Here is a 22,607-nt window from a genome sequence, read left to right as displayed (position 1 = left end):
CCGGTGCGGGCGCGGAGCCAGGCGCGCGTCACGTCTCCGGCACGCCGCCCACGTCAGGCACGCCGCCATCAAGCCGGTTGACGATCGCCGTCGCCGTCAGGTCCGCGCTGACATTGCCGACGGTCGAGAACATGTCGGGAATATTGTCCACCGCCAGCAGCAGCCCCAGCGGCTCCACCGGCAGCCCCATGGCCTGGGTCACCGGCAGGTTGTTGGTCATGAAGCTGACCTGGCCGGGCAGGCCCACCGAACCCATGCTGATCAGCGCCGAGAGCACGATGGCGGTCGCGATCAGCACGCCGCCGAGCTCGATGCCGTACATCCACGAGATGAAGCTGACCACGCCGATGTACTGCACGGGACTGGTGATGCGGAACAGCGACACCGCCATCGGCAGCACCAGCGCGGTGACGTGCAGCGGGTAGCCCAGGCGCGTGCGCGCGCAGTCGATCATCGCCGGCAGCGAGGCCAGCGACGACTGCGTGCTGCCGGCGATCACCTGCGCCGGGAAGATGCCGACCATGAAGCGGCGCACCGGTTCCCTCGCGGCCACGCGCGCGACGCCGTAGAGCATCACGGTCACCATGATGTAGAGCGTGCACAGCAGCAGCACGTACCAGCCCAGCGCGCCCAGCACGGCCAGGCCCACGCGCGCGCACACCGCCAGCACCAGGGCGAACACGCCCAGCGGCGCCGCCCACAGCACCCAGCGCACGACCTGGATCATGGTGTCGGCAATGGCCTGCACGAGCTCCAGCAGCCGTGCGCGACGTTCGGCATCGATGCGCGTGGCGGCGAAGCCGAAGAACAGCGAAAACACCACCAGCGGCAGCATGGCGTTCGCCGCGGCCGCGGCCAGGGCGTTGCTGGGGATGACGGTGGTGATCCATTCGCCGAACGAGGGCGCGCGGCCGATGACGGTGGCGTCGGCGCCGATGGCCAGGCGGAAGCCGTCGACCAGGGCCTGGTCGCGCGGCACCAGCGACAGCAGCCCGGGCGCCATGAAGGCAGTGAAGGTGCCCGAGGCGATCAGCAGCACGGCGAACACGGCCATCGCCCGGCGCGCGGTGCGGCCCGAGGCCGCGGCGTCGGTGGCGGCGTTGACGCCCAGCACCACCAGCGCCGCCACCAGCGGCACCACGGTCATCTGCAGGGCGTTGAGCCACAGGCGACCGATGGGCTGGACGAGGTCGGCGGTGCGGGCGCCGAGCGCCGGATCGTTGTAGGAGAGAGCGAGGCCGACGATGGCTCCGAGCGCGAGGGCGATCAGGACGCGCGCGGCGTTGGAGATGCGCGGCACCGTCATCGGCTCCGGCTTGCGCAGGCGTAACGTTGATGTCGGCTCATGCCGCCATCATCACTCGATCGGCGCTGCATTTTCCACCAGCATCCGCAGATGCGCCTCGTCTTCGCACAGCAGCAGGAACACCAGGTCGAGCAGGTGCTGCAGTGCGGCCTGGTAGAGCAACAGCTCCACCTGTGGCCGCGGGTCGTGGGCGCTCACCAGCAGGGCGATGTCGGCGTGCGCGCGCAGGGCGTTCGCGGTGTGCCGGGTGATGGTGACCACCTTGCCGCCACGCTGGCGGAACAGGCGCGCGGTGTGGCACAGGGCCGCGTCGTGGCCGTGTTCGCAGAGCACCAGCAGCACGTCGCCGGGCGCGGTGGACGAGGTGCCCACGGCCATCAGCGCCGGGTCGAAGAGGTGGATGGCGGTGCGCCCGATCAGCGCCAGCTTGATCGCGATTGCGCGCGCGTAGAGGCCGTCGTGGGCGACGCCGATGGCGTAGACCTTGCCCGCGACGCGGATCGCCTCGGCCACCGCGGCGACGTCGGCGTGTGCGTTGAGCGCGCGGGTGACGTTCACCGCTTCGCCCTTGGCCCGCCACAGCGACTCCGCGAGCAGCGCGCCCGGGTCGTCGCCGCCTTCGCCGTCCGCGGTCTCGTCGTCGTCGCCGTTGGCGGACTCGCGCCGCGCCAGCGATTCACCGATGGAGAACTTGAGGTCGGGATAGCCCTTGAAACCTAGCTTCTGGCTGAACTTGACCACGCTCGACTGGCTGATCCCGAGCGCGTTGGCCAGCTGCTGCGAAGAGTAGTCGCGCAGCAGGTGGGCGTTCTCGACCATGAAGTCGGCGATGCGGCGCTCGATCGCCGACATCCGGTCGCGCTCGCCGCGGATCTTCGCCAGCGGAGCCATGCCGCGGTCAGGCCCTTGCCAGCGGCTCGAGCCCGCGCACCGAGCGGATGCCCAGGCCCGGCGCATCGGTGATGGCGATCTCGGACTCGTTGAACTCCACGCCGCCATCCACGGGATCGAAGGTGCACAGCGAGGGACCGTCGAGGTCGACCTTGGTGATGATGCCGGCCTTGGCCACCGCCAGGTGCACGGCGGCTGCGACGCTGATCGCGGACTCGATCATGCAGCCGATCATGCAGTCCACGCCGTGCACGGCGGCGATGTCGGCGATGCGCACGGCGTTGGAGATGCCGCCGGTCTTCATCAGCTTGATGTTGATGATGTCGGCGGCCCGGCGCTGGATCAGGTCGATCACCTCGGCCGGGCCGAACACGCTTTCGTCCGCCATCACCGGCGTGTGCACGCGCTCGGTGACGTATTTGAGGCCGTCGATGTCGCGCGCGGGCACCGGCTGTTCCAGCAGTTCCAGGTGCACGCCGGCGTCTTCCAGCGCGTGGATGGCGGAGACGGCCTGCTTCGGCGTCCAGCCCTGGTTGGCGTCCAGGCGCAGCAGGGCGCGGCCGTCGACGGCCGCGTGGATCGCCTTGACGCGCTCGATGTCGAGGCCGATGTCCTTGCCGACCTTGATCTTCAGCGATTCGAAGCCGCGCTCCACCGCGGCCAGCGAGTCGGCCACCATCTTGTCGATGTAGTCGACGCTGATGGTGAGGTCGGTGGTGACCACCGGGTCGCCGCCGCCGCCGAGCATGCGGTAGAGCGGGGCGCCGTAGAGCTGCGCCCAGAGGTCGTACAGCGCGATCTCCACCGCGGCCTTGGCGCTGGTGTTGCGCTCCATGGCGGTCTGCACGAGCTGCACGTTGCGATTGAGGTCGGCGATGTCGCGGCCGATCAGGCGCGGGCCGATGACCTTGTTGATGGCCTCGATGATCGAACCGTGGGTGTCGCCGGTGATGACCGCGGTGGGCGCGGCCTCGCCGTAGCCGGTGCGGCCGTCGTCGGTGTCGATCATCACAACGATGTCCTCGACGGTGTCGACGGTGCGCAGCGCGGTCTTGAAGGGCGTCTTCAGCGGGACCCGCAGCATGCCCAGCCGGATGTCGGTGATTTTCATTGGCGTGTGGGCTCGCTCAGGGGCGGATGCGCTGGATGCTGGTGATGCGGTCGACCGTGGGCGTGGTCGCGTTCGACATCATCGGCAGGATCGGCGTCACCACCACGCCGTTGAGATGCAGGCGCACGAGCTCGTCGGCACCCTCGGGCTGCCAGCTCATGCCGCTGGTGTCGTGGATGGCGAAGATGTCGCCGTCGACGTGGCCGATCACCATCATCACGTGGCCGGGGATGTAGACCAGGTCGCCCGGGCGCGCCTCGCGCAGCGCTTCGACGCGGGCCGCGTGGCTGTCGTCGGCGCTGAAGGGCAGGCGGTTGAGCGCGGGGCTGATCGACTGCGCGCTGGTATTGCGCGGGATCAGCACGTTGAAGCTGCGGTAGATCTCGGAAGCGAAGCCGCTGCAGTCGCGGGCGTTGTACGAATGCCCCCAGCCGTAGCGTTCGCCGAGGAACTTGAAGGCCTGGCGGATGATGTTGGCTTCGGTCAGCGGCAGGTAGTCGCTGGCGACGTCGGCCGAGCGCGGCAGCAGGGCCGGCTCGAACGACAGCGTCCCGTCCTCGCCGCGCACCGGCAGCTCGATCACATGGGCCGCGGCCGGAAGCTGGCCGTTGACCTGGTCCATCGGCGGCCAGTCGGCCAGCACCGGCACGCGCACGCCCATTTCCAGCTGCACGTCGGAAACGCCGGGGTTTTCGGGCGTGTGCGCGGTGTGCGCGGTGGCACCCGTGACCACAAGGAACGGCGCGCGCCGGCCCCATTCGTGGATCGCGTCCCGGTCGCCCTCGGCGACGTACTGCTTCTCGATCCAAGCGGCATAGCGCTGGCTGACGACGAAGTACCACTGGCCGTCGCGGCTTTCGTGGACGACGACCACCGGATCGCCCGGGAACAGCGCGCTTTCCTGGAAGCGGTCGATGTCGGTGTCGCCGGCGGAGTGGAACACGCGCAGGCGGGTGGGGAAGGTGCGCAATGCGGCGCGGCGCACGACCATGCCGTGGCGCGCCGGTTGGCTGTCGGGGACGGCGTCCAGCGCCACGTTGGCCTGGATGCGCTGCAGGTCGCCCCGGGTGACCGGCTTGCCGTGCACGTCGAAGCGCTCGCGGTCGGGGAGTTCGGACAGTGCTTCGACCCAGCCGCGCACCAGGGCGCCATCGATCGTAGCCGGCAGCGCCGCGAGGTCGTGGATCGACGCGTCCCCGGTCCGCATGCGCGCGTTCTGCGTGGCGATCTGCGCGGGCGTGAGGACTACCCGGTCCGGCTCGGTGAGCGCGGCGATCCAGTGCCCGGGCGTGAGGTGGGCCTCCGCAAGGCCCGGTACGGCCAGCGGTGGTGAAGGCGGTGCTGGCTCGCGTGCGGCCACGAAGGCCGGCAGTGCAAGCAGCAGGCTGAAGAGCAGTGCTGCGAATCGCATGGGTCGTCCCCTTCCCGGCATTTTGGTGCGGGAGGCCATCATGGAATACATCATTCAAGAAAATCAATCAGAAAGAATAAATTATTGACGATCCGTGAACGCCATGTTACACAGCCTCAAGCAGTACCCCCGGGGGCCAGGAGAGAGGCTATCCAGTGACGGCTGCACCCTTTGACAATTCGATGCCACCGCGACCCTGTCTGCCGCATATGCGGCGGGCGCTGCCGGCCGCGCCGGTGTTGCTGGCGCTTGCGATGGCCTGGATGCCGACGGTGATGGCCGTGGAACCGGCAGCCATGGCCGGAGCTCCTGCCATCGACATCGGCGCGCGCCTGGCCGCGCCGGCGCCGATCGTGCAGTTGGTCGATGCCGGTGACTTCAAGGGCGCGGAGGCGGCGATCGCGGCGGCGCTGGGCGATGCATCGCTGACGCCGGACCAGCGCACGGCGCTGGAGTTCCAGCGCGAGCGCATGCGCCGCATCCTGATGGACTTCCGCCTCGACGCTGCCGGCGCCAGGGAGCGCCTGCGCCGCGACATCCCCGACATGAGCGACGCCGATTTCGCGCGCTGGGACGCGGCGGGCCTGGTCGAAGCGCGGGTGATCGACGGTGAGCGCCGCTGGTTCAGCCGCGGGCCGTCCAACCTGTACCGCCTGAGCGAAGAGGCACGCGAGCGCCGGACCACGCCGCTGAAGTTCTACGACAGCCCGCTGGAAGTGGCCGTGCATCCGCACCACGTCCAGGTGCGCGAAGCAGCACTGGCCAGCGGCGAGCGCGCGGTGGCGCCGCAGCGGGTGCGGGTCACGCAGTCGCTGACGGTGAAGCCCGATGCGGTACCGGCCGGCGAGACCGTGCGCGCCTGGCTGCCGTTCCCGCGCGCGATCCCCGGGCAGCAGGAGGACATCGGACTGCAGGCGACGGTGCCGGCGCGCCATGAGCTTGCGCCCGAGTCGGCGCTGCAGCGCACCGTCTACATGGAGGCGCCGGCGGTGGCCGGTCAACCCACGGAGTTTTCAGTCAGCTACGCGCTCACCGTCCACGCCCAGTACGTCGATATCGATGCGGAGCGTGTGGTGCCTGCGGAGATCACGCCGGAGCTGGCGCCGTACGTTGCCGAGCGCGCGCCGCACGTCATGTTCAGCGACGCGATGCGCCTGAAGTCCGCGCAGGTGGTCGGTGACGAGACCAATCCCTACCGCATCGCGCAGAAGCTGTTCGCGGCCGTGGATTCGATTCCCTGGGCCGGCGCCCGCGAATACTCGACCATCACCAACATCGGCGAGCACGCGCTCGAGCAGGGCCACGCCGACTGCGGCCAGCAGACCCTGCTGCTGATCACCCTGCTGCGCATGAACGGCATTCCCGCGCGCTGGCAGTCGGGCTGGATCTTCTCCGACGGCAGCTACAACAACATGCACGACTGGGGCTGGATGTACCTGGCTCCGTACGGCTGGGTGCCGATGGACGTCACCTTCGGCCGCCTGCCCGGTGCCGATGCCGGGATCGCAGGGTTCTACCTCGGCGGCCTGGACGCTTACCGCATCGCTTTCAACGACGACTATTCACGCGAGTTCGTGCCGGCCAAGCGGCACCCGCGCTCTGAAACCGTCGACCTCCAGCGCGGCGAGGCGGAGTGGGACGGGGGGAACCTGTATTTCGATCAATGGAGTTACGACTTCGAGTGGCAGCTGCTGCCACCGGTCACGGATGAGAACGCCTGAGCCAACCATGAGCCAACACCTGTTCCGGGGAGAATCACAATGAAGCGCAGCCATACCAAGTTCCGCCGAGCCGCACTCTGTATCGCATTGGGGGCGTGCCTGTCGGCGATGACGCCGGTGGTGATGGCGCAGAGCGCCACGGGTGCAGTGGCGGGTCGGGCCACCGCGGGCGACCAGGTCGTGGTGACCCGCGAAGCCACCGGTCTGACCCGGTCTGTCACCGTCAGCGGCGACGGCAGCTACCGCCTGGGCCAGCTTCCGGTGGGCGACTATTCCCTCGTCGTCACCCGTGACGGCCAGCCGCTGGGTGAGCCGGTGAGCCTCAACGTTGCACTGGGGGGCACCACCACGGTCAACCTCGGCAGTTCTGGCGGCATCGCCGACCTGGGTGCGGTGACTGTGCTGGGCAGCCGCATCATCAACCGCGTCGACGTGCACTCCACCGAATCGGCCACCAACATCACCCGGGAGGAATGGGCGCGCCTGCCCGTGGCGCAGAGCCTGACCTCGGTGGCGCTGCTGGCGCCGGGCGTGGTCGGTGGCAACTCGTCGTTCGGCGGTATTTCCTTCGGCGGCTCGTCGGTGGCCGAGAACTCGGTCTTCATCAACGGTCTGAACGTCACCGACTTCTATCGCCGCCAGAGCTTCTCGACCGCCCCGTTCGCGTTCTTCCGGGAGTTCCAGGTCAAGACCGGCGGTTATTCCGTCGAGTTCGGACGCGCCACCGGCGGCGTGATCAACGCTGTGTCGCGTTCGGGTGGCAACGAGCTCGAAGGCGGCATCGAGCTGACCTTCGAGCCCAGCGCATGGAAGGCGAGCGCGGACGACCACGAGTTCACGGGTCAGAACTCCAACGGCACGACGTCCACCGCCATCTACCGCGCCAGCCGCGACCGCAGCAGCTTCGGCAAGGCCAACGTCTGGGCGTCGGGTCCGCTGATCAAGGACCGCCTGTTCCTGTTCGCCATGTACGAGGCGCGCGACTTCAACTCGAAGTACAGCAGTACCGGTGGCGGCTCGTGGTTCCGGGGCGAGTCCGGCGACGGCTTCTGGGGCGCGAAGATGGACTGGCGCATCAGCGACAACCACCTGCTGGAACTGCTGGCCTTCTCGGATGATGCCGAGACCACGACCGGCACCTTCAACTATGACTGGGACACGGGTGAGGTTGGCGATGCGGTCGGCAGCAATACGGTGCAGGGCGGTGGCGAGAGCGGTTCGCTGACCTATACCGGCTACTTTGGCGAGAGCTTCGTCGCCAAGGCGATGTACGGCATCAATCAGAGCCAGTCCTTCTCGTTCTCGCCCGCCGACGGCCCCTGCGAGCAGATCTTCTTCGACGCCAGCTACCGTGACGTCTACGAATCCATGGGCGAGCCGCCCCTGGGTTGTCATCCGACGTCGGCCATGATCGTGGCGCACGAGGACGAGCGCGAAGTCGCCCGCCTGGACTTCGAGTGGACCCTGGGCAACCACCAGCTGCGCTTCGGCATCGACCACGAGCTGATGACGACCGACCGGACCAGCTTCTACCCCGGTCCGACCGGCATGCGCTACACCGCCTACAGCATGTCGCCGGGCTCGGTGCTCGACAACGGCTCGGTGGTTCCCCCCGGCGTGGACTCGATCCTGATGGGACGCCGCCGCGTGGACGGCGGCGTGTTCGAGACCGAGGCCAGCGCGTACTACATCGAAGACACCTGGAGCGTGACGCCCGACTTGCTGCTCAACATCGGCCTTCGCGTCGACAGCTTCGACAACAAGACCGCGGCCGGTGGCAGTTTCATCAAGATGGATGAGCTGGTGTCGCCGCGCCTGGGCTTCTCCTGGGACATGAAGAGCGACGGCACCAGCAAGCTGTTCGGCAACCTCGGCCGCTATTACCTGCCGGTCACCAACAACATCAACTACACCTTCGCCGGCGGCCTCACCGACGAGCGCACCTTCTATGAACTCGATGGCTGGAGGGAGGCCACCAACCCGGTGACGGGCGCCTCGTACATGGAGCCGATCATCGGGACCCAGATCGGTCCGGTCGACACCAACTACAACGTTTCGGTGGGCGACCTGCGGCAGAGCGTCGACCGCGACCTGGATGCGGTCTACCAGGACGAGGCGATCCTCGGCTACCAGGGCATGCTCAGCCAGACCTGGTCATGGGGCGTCAACGCGACCTACCGCCGCATGAAGAACGCGCTGGACGACGTGCGCATCAACCACACGCCATGCGGACCGGTGGGCTACAACCTGTGGCCGATCGCGAACCCCGGCAAGCCGCTGACCATCTGGGGTGACTCCAGCATCGGTTGCGACACCGAGGGCTGGATCACGATCGACACCTCGAAGGACGGCTACATCATGGGTGGCAGCGGCCAGGTGGTCGGCTATTCCGAGCCGGAGCGCACCTACAAGTCGATCGAACTGCAGATCGACCGCGCCTGGGACGAGAAGTGGGCGTTCAACGCTTCCTACATCTGGTCGAAGTCCGACGGCAACCACGAGGGCCCGGTCAACTCCGACACCAACTACGGTGACACCGGCATGGTCCAGTACTGGGACCACCCGTCCAACAACCAGGACTATGGTCCGCTGTTCAACGACCACCGCCACCAGGTCAAGCTGCGTGGCAGCTACGCGTTCAACGAACAGTGGTCGGTGGGCGGCATGATGACCGCGATGTCCGGAGCCCCGATCAACCAGTTCGGTGTGACCTGGCCCAACGACACCACGGGCGGCGCCAGCTTCGTGACCGAAGGCTCGGGCGGCGGTACGTTCTGGCACTGCGTGCAGAACTGCAGCGGCGGGTTGGCCGAGCGGGTGTACGAGTATGCCGGGCGTGGTTCGGGCGGCCGCCTGCCGTGGACCTACAACCTGGCCGCGAACGTGACCTGGACGCTGCCGGTCGACGGTATCGACCTCAAGGCCAGGCTGTCGGTGTTCAACCTGCTCAACGACCAGGAAGTGATCAACGTGCGCCAGCGCTACGAGCTTGGCCCCGGCGTGTCGCGCGGGCTGCACGGCACCGGCACGCGTTGGCAGTCGCCGCGCTACGCGCAGCTGGTGGTGACGTGGAACTTCTGATGCCTTCTTCCGGGCATCGATGATCGGGCGGGCTGTCGCCGGCGGGAGCCGGCGGCGGCCTGGCCGCTGCGATGGAGTGGTGGAAAGTGAATCCTAGGTCTGTCCCCTTCGCGGCCACGCTGTTGGCCGCTTTTTTTTTCCTGCAGCCGGCAGCGTCCGTGGCACGGCCTGCGTCCGCGGTCAGGGCGGCGGTGGATGATGCGGTCGAGCGTTACCGGTTGCCCGGCATCGCTGTGGGGGTCGTGGTTGACGGCCAGGTGCAGCAAGTGGAACTGCGTGGTGAAACCGCCTCCGGCAGCGGGGACGCAATAGCGCGCGACACGCTGTTCAAGATCGCCTCCAACACCAAGGCCATGACCGCCGCGCTGCTGGCGCGCCAGGTCGATGCCGGCCTGCTGGCCTGGGACGACCCGGTGGTGAAGCATCTGCCGGGCTTCCGCATGCACGAAGACTGGGTGACGCGCGAGATGCAGGTGCGCGACCTGCTGGTCCACAACAGCGGCCTGGGTCCGGGTGCCGGCGACCTGATGCTGTGGCCGGAGCCGAACGCGTTCACCCGCGACGAGGTGATCGCGGGGCTGGCGCACCTGAAGCCGCGGTGGAGTTTCCGTTCGCGCTACGCCTACGACAACACGCTGTACATCGTGGCCGGTGAGGTCGCCGCGGCCGCCGGCGGCGCGCCCTTCGACGTGCTGCTGCGGCGCGAGGTGTTCGAGCCGCTCGGGCTGGACAGCTGTCGCATCGGGGAGTGGCGCGTGGCGGAGGCCGGCAGCGTGGCCGCGCCGCACGCGCGCCGCGATGGCGGCTGGGTCGCGCGGCCCGACGGCGAGGTGGTGGCCGACATGCCGATGGCCGCGGCCGGTGGCGTGCGCTGTGGCCTGGACGACATGCTGCGCTGGGTGCAGGCCTGGCTGGATCCGGAGACGCCCGGTTCCGACGGTGCGCCGTGGCTGTCGCAGACGCAGCGCGAGGCTGCCTGGACGGCGCACATGCCGATGCCCCTTTCGCAGCGCATGCGCGACTGGAACCGGAGCCACTACTACGCCTATGGCCACGGCTGGCGGCTCACCGATGTCGACGGCACCGCCAAGGTTTCGCACACCGGCACGCTCTCGGGCATGTATTCGGCGGTGACGCTGCTGCCGGAACTCGGCGTGGGCTTCGTGATCCTCATCAACGGCAATGCCGGCGAGGCGCGCACGGTGCTGGAGCAGGCGCTGTCCAGGCACTTCACCGCCGGGGCCTCCGCAGGAGCCGGGGAGCAGGCGCCCGAAGCGCCACGGCCAAGCCTGGTGGATCACTACGCCGGTTTGCTCGCCATGGAAAGGTCCATGGCGGCTGCGGAGGCCACCACCTCCGATGCGTCCGCCGGCACGGATCCCGCCCGCCGCCCCGCGACGGCCGGCGGAATGGCCACCTGGCTGGGTCGCTACCGCGATCCCTGGTTCGGTGAGGTGACGGTCTGCGCCGTGGATGGCGGGGTGCGCTTTGCGTCTTTGAAGTCGCCGCGGCTGTCCGGCGCTGTCCTGCTTGAAGGCGAGCGCCTGCTGGTCGATTTCGACACGCTCGGTGCCGATGCAGATGCCTGGATGGAGTTCTCCCGCGGGGTGGAGGGCGGATCGGCGCGCCTGGTCATGGCCAAGGTCGATCCGGAGGCGGACTTCAGCTACGACTACGAAGACCTCGCATTCGAGCGCGTCGGCGACTGCAGCTGAGATCGCGCTCGCGGCCGCGCCCCGGTATGTGACAGGACGCACGGGGCGCCGCGCGGCGTCCCGTTACCATGCTGCGTGGCAGCATTCCCGGTTCCGCTGCTTCCACGGAGGGGGCATGACGGACATTGCGGGCACGAGCCAGCACATCGTGGTGGTCGAGAGCGCCTTCGATGTGCGCGTGCTCCGGGACATCGTCGGCGACGAACCCGCGCTGCTGCTGGAGATCGTTGCGTACTTCGACACGGTGGCCACCGGGATGCGCGCCGGGCTGCTTCGGGCAGCCGCGGACGCCGACGCGGGCGGAGCCGCCATGCTGGCGCACAGCCTGAAATCGTCCGCGCGCTCGGTCGGCGCACTGCCCCTGGGGGTGTTGTGCGCAGAGCTTGAGGAACACGGCGAAGCGGGGCGCAGCGACATGGTCGCGCCGCTGGTGGGGGACGTGGTGGACGCAATCGACGCGGCGCTGGCCGCAATGCGGTGCTGGCGCGGGGCGCAGGCTCCAGCGGCAGGGCAGATGACGGGGTACGGATCTTGAAGATACTGGTAGTCGACGACGACGATTTCACTACCCGGCTGCTGCACATCCAACTGCGGGCGATGGGCCTGCGGGACAGCGGCTATTCGACGATCGAGCTGTGTTCGCGCGGCGAGGATGCGCTCGGACGCCTGTCCGCCGACCCTGCCGGTTTCGGCCTGGTGTTCTGTGACCTGCGCATGCCGGGGATGGACGGCGTGGAGTTCGTGCGGCACCTCGCTGCGATGGGTTTCCGTGGCGCGTTGGCGCTGATCAGCGGCGCCGAGCCACGCGTGCTGCAGGCGGTCGAGCAGCTGGCGCGGGAGCAGGGGCTGGACGTGCTGGGCAGGCTGGCCAAACCCGTGCAGCCCGCCGAGCTGCGCGCGCTGTTGAAGGCGCGGGAGGCCGTTGTCGCCCCGGCGATGGAGGCAGGCGCGCCGGTGCCGCCGTTCTCCGCTCCCGACGCCGCGGCGCTCGGGTCGGCGATCACCGCCGGCGAGCTGTTCAACCTCTACCAGCCGAAGATCGACCTTCGCAGTGGCGAGGTGGTCGGCGTCGAGGCGCTTGCCCGCTGGCAGCACCGTACGCGCGGGATCGTCATGCCCGTGGAGTTCGTACCGCTGGCCGAGGGAGCCGGCCTGGTGAGCCCGCTCGCGCGCGTGGTACTGGCCAACGCGCTGCATGACGCGAGCCACTGGAGCGTGGCAGGCCGCTCCCTGGACGTCGCGGTGAACGTGTCCATGGCGAGCCTGGGCGCGCTGGACTTCCCGGACCGCGTGGCCAGGCTGGCGGGCGCGGCGGGCTTTCCGCTGGAACGGCTGGTCCTGGAGCTGGCGGAAACCCGGCTGCCGACCGAGGCGCACGCGCAGCTCGACATCATGAGCCGGCTGCGGCTCAAGGGCGTGCGCCTGGCGATCGACGAGTTCGGTACGGGCTTCTCCAACCTGGCACAGCTGCGCGACATGCCCTTCTCGGAGTTGAAGATCGATCGCGGCTTCGTCCGCGGGGCGGCGGGCGATCCTTCCCGGCGCGCCATCGTGCAGGCCGCGCTCGCGCTTGCGCGCGAGCTCGAAATGCAGGCGGTGGCGGAAGGCCTCGACACGCTCGGGGACCTCGCGTGCCTGCGCGCACTGGGCTGCCACCTGGGCCAGGGAGCGCTGGTGGCGGAGCCGATGCCGGCGTCGGACATTGCGGCGTGGCTCGCCGCCTGGCCCGCCAGGCGGGACGGGCTGCTCGCCGCCTAGCCACGAAAAAGGTTCTTCTCCCGACTGAGGGACTGGCGCGCCATTGATACAGCGCGGGCACCGGGTGCCAAGGCCCTTGAGTGCCCATGTCCCCCGGCGCTGGCCTGCGGCCGTCGCCTCCTCCTTGACTTCGCTCTCAAGGGCCTTGGCACCCGGTGCGCAGCAGTACGCGGTGGCCCGGGAGCAAAAGCCGGGCATCGCGCATCTGCAGCCGCAGCCGCGCCCCGGGGTGGGGGGGTGGGGTGGGGGGGTATGTCATGGAGGAGGCATCCGCCGCCTGGGGGAGGCGGGGGGACATGCGCCGCGACGCCCCCCCGGCCGCGGCGGGGCCCTCCAGGTCACGGCGGGGCGTAGCGAAAGAAGCAGACACCCGTTGTCGAAACCGTTCCCCCCGGAGTTGGGAGATGAACCACGAAAAAGGCCACCCGCGAAGGTGGCCTTTTTCGTTGGATCTGGTGGGCGGTGCAGGGATCGAACCTGCGACCCTTGCCGTGTGAAGGCAATGCTCTACCGCTGAGCTAACCGCCCGAATCGGCTGCGAAGTATACAGCAGCGGGTGCGGGTCCTTGCAAGTTCGGGATGTATCCCGAGGCCTGTCCGGCGCCCGTTTCACCCCCGGGTCACCGGCGCGGATTTAGCGTCCGGAGTCCATCCCTTCGACGCGAGGCCGCCATGGCGCGCCCCATTTGGACCGGCACCCTCAGCTTCGGGCTGCTCAACGTGCCTGTGTCGCTGATGCCCGGCGAACGCCGGGTGGACCTGAGCTTCCGCATGCTCGATTCACGCGACAACAAGCCCGTGCGCTACGAGCGGGTCAACGCCGAGACCGGCGAGGAAGTGCCCTGGAAGGACGTGGTCAAGGCCTTCGAGTACGACAAGGGCAGCTACGTGGTGCTCGAGCAGGACGACATCAAGTCCGCCGCGTCGGACAGCCGCGAGACGGTCGAGGTCGAGAGCTTCATAGACGCCGCGGCGATCCCGCCGCAGTACTACGAGAAACCCTACATCCTGGTGCCCGGCAAGAAGGCGGAGAAGGGGTATGTCCTGCTGCGCGAGACGCTGCGTGACATCGGGCGCGCGGGCATCGCGCGGGTGGTGGTGCGCACCCGCGAATACCTGTGCGCCGTGCTGCCGCAGGGCGATGCCCTGGTGCTGATGCTGCTGCGCTACCCGCAGGAACTGGTGGATCCCGCCGACTATCGGCTGCCCGAGGGCGACGCCGGCGATTACCGGATCAGCACCAAGGAGCGCGAGATGGCCAGGCAACTCATCGATTCGATGGCCAGTGACTGGGATCCGACGGGTTACAGGGACGAGTTTCGCGACCGTCTGGAAAAAGTCATCCGCGCGCGGATGAAGTCCCAGGGCGTGGTCGCCAAGCCCGACGACGACGACCATGACGCGCCGGCGGATGCCGCCACCAACGTGGTCGACTTCATGGCCCTGCTGCAGGAAAGCATCAGCAGCAAGCGCCGCACGCCGGCGAAGACGGGTGGCAAGGCGGCAGGGACGCCCGCGAAGAAGGCAGTGAAGAAGGTCGCGAAGAAAACGGCGAAGAAGACCGCCGCGAAGAGCGCGAAGAAGAAGACCGGAAAGGCGACGAAGGCCCCGTCTCGCAAGGCCGGCTGAGGCCGGCGGCGACCGTCGGCTGCGCCCTGGAGTGGCCCAGCCCGCGTCTGAGGTGTGATGCAGCCTGCACGCCGCGACGACGGTGCGCCAACGCCGTTCCGGGTAGCGTCCAAGCGGTGATCCATGCAGCGGAGGCGGCTGATGGCAACGAAGAAGGCGGGCAAGGGCGGCGGCGCGGGGAAGACCGCCGAGCGCCAGCAGGACATCCAGCGGAAGGCCGGCGCCGCCGCGAAGCGCGCGAAGAAGAAGGCTCCCGCGAAAAAGAAGCCTGCGCAGGCCGGAACCAGGCATCAGCCGACCATCATGCCTGCCCAGCACCTGGCCAAGCCGGGCAATGAACACGCGCTTGCATTGGAGCCGCGCTTCCAGGCACCCGATTACAGGGGCAGCGGCAAGCTGGAGGGCATGGCGGCGATCGTCACCGGCGGCGACTCGGGCATCGGCCGCGCCGTTGCCGTGCTGTTCGCCCGCGAAGGGGCGGACGTCGCTGTGCTGCACCTGGCGGAAGACGTCGACGCGGAGGAGACGCGCCGCCACGTCGAGGTCGAGGGCCGGCGCTGCCTGGTGATCGCGGGTGACGTGCGCGATCCGAAGTTCTGCAAGAAGGCGGTGGACAAGGTGGCGAAAGCCTTCGGGCGCCTGGACGTGCTGGTCAACAACGCCGCCTTCCAGCAGCACGTCGAGCGCCTGGAGGACCTCGACGACCGGCACCTGCAGGAGACGCTGCAAACCAATATCGCCGGCTGTTTCCACATGGCGCGCGCGGCGCTGGCGCACATGGAGGAGGGCGGCAGCATCATCAACACGGGGTCGGAGACCGGCATCTTCGGCAGCCCGAAGCTGCCCGACTATTCGGCGACCAAGGGTGCGATCCATGCGTTCACGAAGTCCTTGGCCAGCAACCTGCTGGGCCGCGGCATCCGCGTGAACTGCGTCGCGCCGGGCCCGGTCTGGACGCCGCTCAACCCGGCCGACAAGGCGGCACCCGACGTCGCGGAGTTCGGCAAGGACAGCGACATGGGCCGGCCGGCCCAGCCCGAGGAAATTTCACCGGCCTTCGTGTTCCTGGCGTCGCCGGTGATGTCCTCGTACGTGAACGGCGTGATCCTCCCCGTGATGGGCGGGCCGCGCGGGTAATCCAGGACATCAGGACTGACTGAAGGAGACAACCATGAGCCGCGGAGACAAATCGGCCTATACCGACAAGCAGAAGCGCCAGGCCGAACACATCGAGGAGAGCGAGCGCGAGCAGGGCCGCTCGAAGGACGACGCCGAGCGCATCGCCTGGGCGACGGTGAACAAGCAGGACGGCGGCGGGAAGAAGTCGGGATCCGGGCGCAAGTCGTCCTGAGGCGCCGGCGGCAAACCTGCCGTGGCGCCGGACGCCACGGCGCTCAGACCAGACGCTGGATCGCGTGCACCAGCCCGTACAGCACGCCGCCGATCAGCGCGCCCACCGCGGTGCCGTTGTAGCGGATGAACTGCAGGTCCGAGCCCACCGCCAGCTCCAGTTCGCGGGTGAGTTCGTCGGCGCTCCACTGGTGCACGCGTTCGACGATGAACTCGCGGATGCCCTCGCGGTAGCGCTCGACCTCGGGCAGCACCAGATCGATGATGCCGCCGTTGATCCACGCGCGGATGTCGTCGTCGGCCGCCAGCCGTGCGCCCAGTCCGGCGCCGACGCTCGAGATGCGCGCGGCGATGGCGGAGTCGTCGCGCTCGACGTCCTCGCGGATCCAGGTCGCCAGGTCGCGCCACAGGCTGCGCAGGTAGCGCGAGAGGTCCGAGTCCTCGATCAATTGGTCGCGGAAGGCGTTCACGCGCTCGCGCAGCGCCGGGTCGCCTTCGAAGCGCAGGATCAGCCGCTCGAACTCGTCGCCGATGCGCTGCCGCACCTCGTGGTCGCGGTCGGTGGCCATGTCCTTGACCATGCCGGTCATGCCCGCCACCAGCTTGTCCGCGACCCTGTCGGCGACCACGCCTTCGAGCTTCAGGTAGCGCAGCACTTTCCACAGCTCGCGCGAAGCCATCTCCGACACGCGCTCGTGGGTGCCGGGCGCGGCCAGCACCTCGCCGGCATAGGCCAGGCCGGCGTCGACCAGGGCCTGGTGGCGGCCTTCGTCGATGAGCTGGCGCAGCACCACCGCGACCGCGCCCGACAGGTCGACCTGGCGCAGGCGGGTATCGGCGAGGCGGTGCAGGAATCGATGCAGCTCCTCGCTGTCGAGCGCGTCGAGGATGCGGGGCAGGGCATTGGCCAGCGCGCGGCCCATGGTCTGCGAGAAGGCGGAGTCGGCGAGCTTGTCCGCGACCGAGCCTGCGATATCCATCGTGTGCAGCTTGTCCGCCACCTGGCGGGTGCCGAGGAAGTGGTCGCAGATGAAGTCCGCGAGGCTGGCGCCCAGCGCGTCCTTCTTCGAAGGGATGATCGCCGTATGCGGAATCCAGGCCATCCCCAGCGGGTGCCGGAACAGCGCGACCACCGCGAACCAGTCCGCCAGGCCGCCGACCAGGGCCGCCTCGAACACCGCGGCGAGGAAACCGAAGGCCCAGTGCGGATGGGTGGCCTCGAACACCGAGACCACCACCAGGCCGAGACCCGCGCCCCCCAGCAACCCGAGGGCGATCGCCTTGCGGCGGCGCAGCGCGGCTTCGCGGGGATCGGGAAAGGGCGGCATCGGCACAGGTTAACGCGGGCTGCGGCACGAGGATTGAGAATCGCGGGGCAGTTGCCGTGCCCGTCATCTGGTGTGTACCATACACACTGATGAAGAGCGCCGAACTCATCAAGGAGCTGGAAGCGAACGGCTGGACGCAGGACCGAGTCCGCGGCTCACATCATGTGTATGTCCACCCGAAGAACCCCAACATCATCTCTGTGCCACATCCCAGGAAAGATCTTGGGAAGCGGCTGGTGAGCAATCTCCGCAAGCTGGCGGGGCTGAAGTAGGAGCCAATATGCGTTATCCCATCATGATCGAAGCAGGTGACGAGAACACCGCCTGGGGCGTGGCTGTCCCCGATCTTCCCGGCTGTTTTTCTGCCGGCGACACGCTGGACGAAGCGATGATTGCCGTGGAAGAAGCGGCGGCTGCGTGGATGGATGCCGCCCTGGATGCCGGCCGCATCATTCCCCGTCCGTCCTCGATGCAGGACGCCATGGAGAAGGGCGACTTTCAGGGCTGGCTGGTTGGGACCATCACTGTAGACCCGGCCTTGCTGGATGACACCGTGGAGCGCGTGAACATCACGCTGCCGCGGCGTGTATTGAGGCGCCTGGACGCCAAGGCAAAGGAGCTTGGGGAGTCTCGGTCCAGCTACATCGCCCACATGGCTATAGGCTGATCGAAAGTCTACAAGACAAGTAAAGGAAGACCCCGCCGAGCGCGGGTTGTTCGTTTGGGGGGCAATGATGTCTGCCCTCGACATCAAGGCGGTCGCCAGTCGGACAACTGCCGGACAAAGAAAAAGGGCCCTCGGGCCCTTTTTTTGTAACCGCCTGATCTTTGTGGTGGCCGGGGAGGGAATCGAACCCCCGACACGGGGATTTTCAATCCCCTGCTCTACCAACTGAGCTACCCGGCCACTGGCGAGCACGGAATGATACGGGAGCGGCCGCGGGCGAGGCAAGGCCATATCCCGGCTGAACGCTGTCCGCGGCAAGGCCGCGGCTGGATGCAGCCTGCGCGATGATCCCCATTCGGGTATTCGATGCCGCCCTGCGCGGCGGGAGGACAGCATGAACGTCAGGATGGTCGCGGCTGCCGCCGCGCTGTGTGGGTTGCTGGTGCTGCCGGGCTGCGCAAGCACCGGGTCGATGAGCGAGGCCCAGAAGCTTGCCGTCTACGAAGACGCCGCTGGCGAGCCGGTGAGCAGCTTCAGCTACCTCGGCCGCATCAGCGGCTGGACGCCGATCGACGACACCAATATCGCCGTCTGGACCCGGCCCAGGGAGGCCTGGCTGCTCACCTTCGCCGGCCGCTGCCAGGACATCGACTTCACTCCGGTCATCAGCCTGACCAGCCAGGCCAGCCGCGTGTACGCGGGCTTCGACAAGGTGATGGTGCACAACCGCAGCTCGATCCAGATGCCGTGCAGGATCCGGGAGATCCGCGAGCTCGACACGGCCAGGATCAAGGCAGCGGAGAAGACCGCCCGCGACGAGGCTCAGGCTTCGCCGTCAGGCACGTAGCCGGCGGGCTTCTCGGCGCCGCCGCCGAACAGGAACTTCTCCATCTCGCGCTCCAGGAACGCGCGGTGCTCTGGGTCCATCGGCGACAGCCGGTTCTCGTTGATCAACATCGTCTGGTGCGCGAGCCACGCGCCCCAGGCGGTTTTTCCGATGCCGGCGAACACGCGCTTGCCGAGTTCGCCCGGCCAGGGCACGAAGTCGAGGCCTTCGGTCTCGCGCTTCTCGTATTCGCAGTGGATGATGCGGCTCACGGCTGGTTCTCCTGGGGTGGATCGAACTGCGCTTCGATGAGCGTCCGCACGGGCGCGGGGATGCCGAGGCCGGCAAGCGCGTCGCGCGGGACCCAGCGCAGGTCTTCATTGTCGCGCACCGTGGCCGCGGTAGCGACCGCCTGCCAGCGCCGCGGGTGCATGTTGAAGCGGTAGTGGCTGAAGGCGTGGGCGATGGTGTCCAGCGCTTCGCCGCGTGCGTAGTCGCCGTCGACGTGGGCCGTGAACCAGTCGCGCGCCGCTTCGCAGTCTTCGGCCTGGGGCAGCGACCAGAGCTGTGCCCATACGCCCACGGGTGGGCGACGCTGCATGAGGACGCGGCCTTCGGCGTCGCGCAGCAGCAGGAGCATCGCTTCACGGGTGGGCAGTGGCTTGCCGGGCTTCGGCGTGGGCAGTTCGTCCGTGCGTCCCTGCGCATATGCGGCGCACCCGTCCTGCAGCGGGCAGTCCGCGCAGGCCGGCGAGTGGCGCGTGCACAGGGTGGCGCCGAGGTCCATCTGCGCCTGGGTGTAATCGGCCAGGCGCGCCGGCGGCAGGTGTTCCTGTGCCCGCTGCCACAGCTGCTTCTCGACCGTCGACTGCCCGGGCCAGCCTTCGATCCCGTGGTAGCGGGCGAGCACCCGCTTGACGTTGCCGTCGAGGATCGCGAAGCGCTCGCCCCAGGCCTGGGCGAGGATGGCGCCGGCGGTGCTGCGGCCGATGCCGGGCAGGGCGAGCAGGGCCGCGAAGTCGCGCGGAAGCGCACCGCCGTGGAGTTCGACGCAGGCGCGGGCGGCAGCGTGCAGGTTGCGTGCGCGGGCGTAGTAGCCCAGCCCGGACCAGAGGCCGAGCACGTCGTCCAGCGGCGCCGCGCCGAGCGCCGCCACGTCGGGCAGGGCGGCGACGAAGCGTTCGAAGTAGGGCACGACCACGCGCACCTGGGTCTGCTGCAGCATGATTTCCGACAGCCAGACGCGGTACGGCGTGCGCGGGTGCAGCCAGGGCAGGTCGTGGCGGCCATGGACGTCGAACCAGGCCAGCAGTGGCGCCGTGAAGGCGTCGACGGTTGAAGGGTTCACGGTGCGCCGTCCGGTTCGATGCCGATCTCGACGCCTTCCAGCACGCCGCCGGGGATCTCGACGCGCGGCGCGCTGGCGCGGGCGCGCAGGGGCGGCAGCGGGGTGCCCGTGGCGGCCGCGTCCACCCAGTCGAAGAGTTCGGCAATGCGCGCCTGGGCCTCGGCGCGGGCGCTGTCGCGCTCCATGCGCAGGGTGACGGGATCGGACAGGTCGCGTGCGCCCGCGTAGGCGAGTTCGATGGCGACCGGCGAAGTGGACGCGCGCAGCGGCATCGGCAGCGCGGGCCAGCCATCCGGCCAGGCCGGCATCGCACCCGCAAGCTCCAGCAGCAGCGCGCCGCCCAGCGCTGCGCGGCCGTGCGCATCAAGTGCGGGCACGACGCCTTCGCCGCGCAGCGCCACGATTGCCGGTACCAGCGTCCAGGTGCCGTCGCGAAGCCGCAGCGGGCCGTGCGCGCCCAGGGTGAAGGGCAGGGGCTCGCCTTCGCCGCGGTATTCGGCGGACGCTCCGAAGCGCAGCGGGGCGATGCGCCAGCTGCCATCGCCCGAATGCAGCGGTCCCGAGGCGGTGACGAAAGCGGGAAGCTGCCAGCCTTCGTGTTCCACGCGCACCTGCCCGCGCGCACCGATGCCGGCGCCGTTGGCCGGGCGCGTCGCCGCGAGGTGCAGATCGAAGTGGACGAGGGTGGGCGGTGCCATCGCCAGGGTGCCGGCGACGGCGATGGCCAGCGGCGCATCGGCGGCGAAGCGGGGCAATCGCAGTTCAAGGCCGCGCAGCTCCCAGCCTTCGGCCAGCATGCGCCCGTCGCGCACCGTGATTCCTTCGGACAGGGTCGGAAGGCCTCCGGCGCCCGGCGGGCGGGAGGCCAACCAATCCTGCAGCCGCGGCAGGTCGAGCGCGGGGGAGTCGAGTTCGATGTGCTGCAGGACCAGTGGTGCGCTGCGGTCGCGCACGGTCGACCACGGCAGCGACACCAGGACGCGGGCGGCGCGGAGCAGGGGTTCATCGTCGCCCGGGCGGCGCGCCACGACATCGTGTACTTCAAGCATCGGCGTGCCGCGCAGCCGGTACCGCGCCTCGCCTTCGAAATCGATCTCCAGCCGCAGGCCGTCGCCCACGCTGCCCAGCACCAGGCGCGCGAGGCGCTGCGGCTGCATCAGCATCGCCGCCGCCAGCGCGGCCAGCAGCAGCACGATGGCGACGGCGCCCGCGGCGAGCACGAGCCCGCGGCGAAGGCTCACGCCCCTAGCGCCTCCGGCAGCAGGGCGTCGACGAAGGCCTCGGCATCGAACACGCGCAGGTCCTCGGGGCGCTCGCCGATGCCTGCGAAGCGGATCGGGATGCCGAACTCGCGTGCAAGCGCGAACACCACGCCGCCCTTGGCGGTGCCGTCGAGCTTGGTGACGACAAGGCCGGTGACGCCCGCGGCGGCATGGAAATGGCGCAGCTGGCTGAGCGCGTTCTGGCCGGTGGTGCCGTCGATCACCATCAGCACCTCGTGCGGGGCGCCGCCGTCGAGCTTGCCGAGCACGCGCTTGATCTTGGCGAGTTCGGCCATCAGGCCCTGCTGCGTATGCAGGCGCCCGGCGGTGTCGGCGATCAGCACGTCGATGCCGCGCGCACGCGCGGCCTGCAGGGCGTCGAACGCGACCGAGGCGGCATCGGCGTCCTGGCCCTGGGCGATGACGGCCACGCCATTGCGTTCGCCCCAGGCCTGGAGCTGGGCCACGGCGGCGGCGCGGAAGGTGTCGCCGGCGGCCAGCATCAGGGCGTGGCCTTCGTCCTTGTAGCGCTTGGCCAGTTTGCCGATGGTCGTGGTCTTGCCGACGCCGTTGACGCCGACGGTGAGGATCACGAAGGGCCTGGCGGCGGGATCGATCGCCAGCGGGCGCGCGACGGGTTCGAGCATCGCGACCAGGTCGGCGCGCAGTGCGTTGCGCAGCGCGGGGACGTCGGCGAACTCGCGCGCCTTCATGCGCCCGCGCAGCGATTCCACCAGCGCGGTGGTGGCGCTGATGCCGACGTCGGCGGTGAGCAGCGCGGTTTCGATCTCGTCGAGGAGGTCGTCGTCCAGCCGTGGGTTGCGGGAGAACAGGCCGCCGAGGCCACGGGCGATGCCGCTGCCCTTGAGCCGGTCGCGCCAGCCGGGCTTGCCGGGCGGAGCGGGGGGCTTTTCCTGCGTGGAAGCCGGGGCTTGTTCCGGCAGCGGGGTGGATGGAAGCGGCTCCGACATCGGGGGCGGCTTCGGCACGCCGGCATCTGCGACATCGGCGGTGCCCGGATCGTTGGCGACGGGAGCGGCCGCCTCGGCCGCGGCGCCGAGGGCCCTGGCGGCTTCGATGGCTTCGGCGGCCGAACTCGTCGTGGCGTCGTCGCTCCCTTGCCTGGCCGTGTCGGCGTCGGATTTCCAGCGGCGGAAGAAGCTCACCATCGCGAACGGACCAGGGGAAGGGGGAGGGATGCGC

The 22,607-nt window shown here is 69.1% G+C and carries 19 protein-coding genes, 2 tRNA genes and 1 pseudogene; 11 read left to right on the top strand and 11 right to left on the bottom strand.

What is annotated here, in order from left to right; all coding sequences use genetic code 11:
- Positions 1-28 precede the first annotated feature (28 nt).
- From E2169_RS09030 to E2169_RS09015, 4 genes are read right to left on the bottom strand one after another with little or no spacing between them, the layout of a single operon-like run.
- Positions 29-1,306, bottom strand: coding sequence for a dicarboxylate/amino acid:cation symporter (locus tag E2169_RS09030; RefSeq protein ID WP_229659137.1), 1,278 nt, complete (start codon positions 1,304-1,306; stop codon positions 29-31).
- Positions 1,307-1,357: 51 nt separating this feature from the next.
- A complete protein-coding gene (locus tag E2169_RS09025) occupies positions 1,358-2,197 on the bottom strand; it encodes a MurR/RpiR family transcriptional regulator (RefSeq protein ID WP_132986289.1) in 840 nt (279 codons plus the stop codon).
- Positions 2,198-2,204: 7 nt separating this feature from the next.
- On the bottom strand, positions 2,205-3,308 hold the full coding sequence (locus tag E2169_RS09020) for a dipeptide epimerase (RefSeq protein ID WP_132986288.1): 1,104 nt from the start codon (positions 3,306-3,308) through the stop codon (positions 2,205-2,207).
- Positions 3,309-3,324: 16 nt separating this feature from the next.
- Positions 3,325-4,758 (bottom strand): C40 family peptidase, encoded by a 1,434-nt coding sequence (locus tag E2169_RS09015; protein ID WP_370465115.1) that lies wholly within the window; start codon positions 4,756-4,758, stop codon positions 3,325-3,327.
- 143 nt (positions 4,759-4,901) lie between these two features.
- Here E2169_RS09015 and E2169_RS09010 point away from each other — a divergent pair, with 143 nt between their 5' ends.
- From E2169_RS09010 to E2169_RS08990, 5 genes are all read left to right on the top strand, one after another.
- The gene (locus E2169_RS09010; RefSeq protein ID WP_370465114.1) at positions 4,902-6,440 is read left to right on the top strand and encodes a transglutaminase-like domain-containing protein; all 1,539 of its coding nucleotides are present in this window, start codon (positions 4,902-4,904) and stop codon (positions 6,438-6,440) included.
- Positions 6,441-6,479: 39 nt separating this feature from the next.
- Positions 6,480-9,521, top strand: a complete 3,042-nt coding sequence (locus tag E2169_RS09005) for a TonB-dependent receptor (RefSeq protein ID WP_132986286.1) — start codon at positions 6,480-6,482, stop codon at positions 9,519-9,521.
- 158 nt (positions 9,522-9,679) lie between these two features.
- The gene (locus E2169_RS09000) at positions 9,680-11,236 is read left to right on the top strand and encodes a serine hydrolase (protein WP_229659136.1); all 1,557 of its coding nucleotides are present in this window, start codon (positions 9,680-9,682) and stop codon (positions 11,234-11,236) included.
- Positions 11,237-11,351: 115 nt separating this feature from the next.
- Positions 11,352-11,771 (top strand): Hpt domain-containing protein, encoded by a 420-nt coding sequence (locus E2169_RS08995; protein ID WP_132986284.1) that lies wholly within the window; start codon positions 11,352-11,354, stop codon positions 11,769-11,771.
- Positions 11,768-12,994 carry an EAL domain-containing response regulator gene (locus tag E2169_RS08990; RefSeq protein WP_165942379.1) on the top strand — a complete coding sequence of 409 codons (1,227 nt, stop codon included), beginning with the start codon at positions 11,768-11,770 and terminating at the stop codon, positions 12,992-12,994. Before E2169_RS08995 ends, E2169_RS08990 begins: the two co-directional genes overlap by 4 nt.
- 453 nt (positions 12,995-13,447) lie before the next feature.
- Here the strand turns inward: E2169_RS08990 and E2169_RS08985 are convergent.
- A tRNA-Val gene (locus tag E2169_RS08985) sits at positions 13,448-13,522 on the bottom strand.
- Between the two features lie 144 nt (positions 13,523-13,666).
- Here E2169_RS08985 and ku point away from each other — a divergent pair.
- From ku to E2169_RS08970, 3 genes and pseudogenes are all read left to right on the top strand, one after another.
- Entirely contained in the window at positions 13,667-14,623 is a 957-nt protein-coding gene (gene ku / locus E2169_RS08980; RefSeq protein WP_132986282.1) for a non-homologous end joining protein Ku, read from the top strand.
- A gap of 141 nt (positions 14,624-14,764) precedes the next feature.
- Complete coding sequence (locus E2169_RS08975) at positions 14,765-15,760, top strand: SDR family oxidoreductase (protein ID WP_132986281.1); 996 nt, start codon at positions 14,765-14,767, stop codon at positions 15,758-15,760.
- Positions 15,761-15,794: 34 nt separating this feature from the next.
- A pseudogene (locus E2169_RS08970) lies at positions 15,795-15,971 on the top strand (HupB); the annotation flags it as partial.
- Between the two features lie 46 nt (positions 15,972-16,017).
- Here the strand turns inward: E2169_RS08970 and E2169_RS08965 are convergent.
- Positions 16,018-17,301 (bottom strand): DUF445 domain-containing protein, encoded by a 1,284-nt coding sequence (locus E2169_RS08965; protein WP_132986279.1) that lies wholly within the window; start codon positions 17,299-17,301, stop codon positions 16,018-16,020.
- An 89-nt stretch (positions 17,302-17,390) separates the two neighbouring features.
- Here E2169_RS08965 and E2169_RS08960 point away from each other — a divergent pair, with 89 nt between their 5' ends.
- Together E2169_RS08960 and E2169_RS08955 are read left to right on the top strand one after the other, a co-directional pair.
- Complete coding sequence (locus E2169_RS08960; RefSeq protein WP_132986278.1) at positions 17,391-17,573, top strand: type II toxin-antitoxin system HicA family toxin; 183 nt, start codon at positions 17,391-17,393, stop codon at positions 17,571-17,573.
- Positions 17,574-17,581: 8 nt separating this feature from the next.
- Positions 17,582-17,968: a type II toxin-antitoxin system HicB family antitoxin gene (locus E2169_RS08955; RefSeq protein ID WP_132986277.1), complete on the top strand. Its 387-nt coding sequence runs from the start codon at positions 17,582-17,584 to the stop codon at positions 17,966-17,968.
- Between the two features lie 164 nt (positions 17,969-18,132).
- Here E2169_RS08955 and E2169_RS08950 read toward each other — a convergent pair.
- A tRNA-Phe gene (locus E2169_RS08950) sits at positions 18,133-18,208 on the bottom strand.
- A gap of 154 nt (positions 18,209-18,362) precedes the next feature.
- Here E2169_RS08950 and E2169_RS08945 point away from each other — a divergent pair.
- Positions 18,363-18,815, top strand: a complete 453-nt coding sequence (locus E2169_RS08945; protein ID WP_132986276.1) for a DUF6491 family protein — start codon at positions 18,363-18,365, stop codon at positions 18,813-18,815.
- Here E2169_RS08945 and E2169_RS08940 read toward each other — a convergent pair.
- The 4 genes from E2169_RS08940 to ftsY are packed head-to-tail and all read right to left on the bottom strand — an operon-like array spanning position 18,791 to position 22,573.
- Positions 18,791-19,066: an oxidative damage protection protein gene (locus tag E2169_RS08940; RefSeq protein WP_132986275.1), complete on the bottom strand. Its 276-nt coding sequence runs from the start codon at positions 19,064-19,066 to the stop codon at positions 18,791-18,793. The two genes, E2169_RS08945 and E2169_RS08940, sit on opposite strands and share 25 nt — an antisense overlap.
- Positions 19,063-20,142: an A/G-specific adenine glycosylase gene (gene mutY / locus E2169_RS08935; RefSeq protein ID WP_132986274.1), complete on the bottom strand. Its 1,080-nt coding sequence runs from the start codon at positions 20,140-20,142 to the stop codon at positions 19,063-19,065. Before mutY ends, E2169_RS08940 begins: the two co-directional genes overlap by 4 nt.
- A complete protein-coding gene (locus tag E2169_RS08930; protein ID WP_132986273.1) occupies positions 20,139-21,383 on the bottom strand; it encodes an AsmA family protein in 1,245 nt (414 codons plus the stop codon). Before E2169_RS08930 ends, mutY begins: the two co-directional genes overlap by 4 nt.
- Positions 21,380-22,573, bottom strand: coding sequence for a signal recognition particle-docking protein FtsY (ftsY, locus tag E2169_RS08925; protein WP_370465113.1), 1,194 nt, complete (start codon positions 22,571-22,573; stop codon positions 21,380-21,382). The genes E2169_RS08930 and ftsY overlap by 4 nt, the downstream gene beginning before the upstream one ends.
- Positions 22,574-22,607 lie beyond the last annotated feature (34 nt).

The organism is Luteimonas terricola, from assembly GCF_004352845.1.
Lineage (GTDB): Bacteria > Pseudomonadota > Gammaproteobacteria > Xanthomonadales > Xanthomonadaceae > Luteimonas > Luteimonas terricola.
The sequence above is the reverse complement of the archived record's forward strand: the minus strand, read 5'-3'. Positions and strand labels throughout refer to the sequence as shown.

What these genes read in the sequence shown, in the direction of transcription:
- E2169_RS09030 (WP_229659137.1), bottom strand. Translation starts at nt 1,306, where the DNA reads ATGACGGTGCCGCGCATCTCCAACGCCGCGCGCGTCCTGATCGCCCTC.
- E2169_RS09025 (WP_132986289.1), bottom strand. Translation starts at nt 2,197, where the DNA reads ATGGCTCCGCTGGCGAAGATCCGCGGCGAGCGCGACCGGATGTCGGCG.
- E2169_RS09020 (WP_132986288.1), bottom strand. Translation starts at nt 3,308, where the DNA reads ATGAAAATCACCGACATCCGGCTGGGCATGCTGCGGGTCCCGCTGAAG.
- E2169_RS09015 (WP_370465115.1), bottom strand. Translation starts at nt 4,758, where the DNA reads ATGGCCTCCCGCACCAAAATGCCGGGAAGGGGACGACCCATGCGATTC.
- E2169_RS09010 (WP_370465114.1), top strand. Translation starts at nt 4,902, where the DNA reads ATGCCACCGCGACCCTGTCTGCCGCATATGCGGCGGGCGCTGCCGGCC.
- E2169_RS09005 (WP_132986286.1), top strand. Translation starts at nt 6,480, where the DNA reads ATGAAGCGCAGCCATACCAAGTTCCGCCGAGCCGCACTCTGTATCGCA.
- E2169_RS08995 (WP_132986284.1), top strand. Translation starts at nt 11,352, where the DNA reads ATGACGGACATTGCGGGCACGAGCCAGCACATCGTGGTGGTCGAGAGC.
- ku (WP_132986282.1), top strand. Translation starts at nt 13,667, where the DNA reads ATGGCGCGCCCCATTTGGACCGGCACCCTCAGCTTCGGGCTGCTCAAC.
- E2169_RS08975 (WP_132986281.1), top strand. Translation starts at nt 14,765, where the DNA reads ATGGCAACGAAGAAGGCGGGCAAGGGCGGCGGCGCGGGGAAGACCGCC.
- E2169_RS08965 (WP_132986279.1), bottom strand. Translation starts at nt 17,301, where the DNA reads ATGCCGCCCTTTCCCGATCCCCGCGAAGCCGCGCTGCGCCGCCGCAAG.
- E2169_RS08960 (WP_132986278.1), top strand. Translation starts at nt 17,391, where the DNA reads ATGAAGAGCGCCGAACTCATCAAGGAGCTGGAAGCGAACGGCTGGACG.
- E2169_RS08955 (WP_132986277.1), top strand. Translation starts at nt 17,582, where the DNA reads ATGCGTTATCCCATCATGATCGAAGCAGGTGACGAGAACACCGCCTGG.
- E2169_RS08945 (WP_132986276.1), top strand. Translation starts at nt 18,363, where the DNA reads ATGAACGTCAGGATGGTCGCGGCTGCCGCCGCGCTGTGTGGGTTGCTG.
- ftsY (WP_370465113.1), bottom strand. Translation starts at nt 22,573, where the DNA reads ATGGTGAGCTTCTTCCGCCGCTGGAAATCCGACGCCGACACGGCCAGG.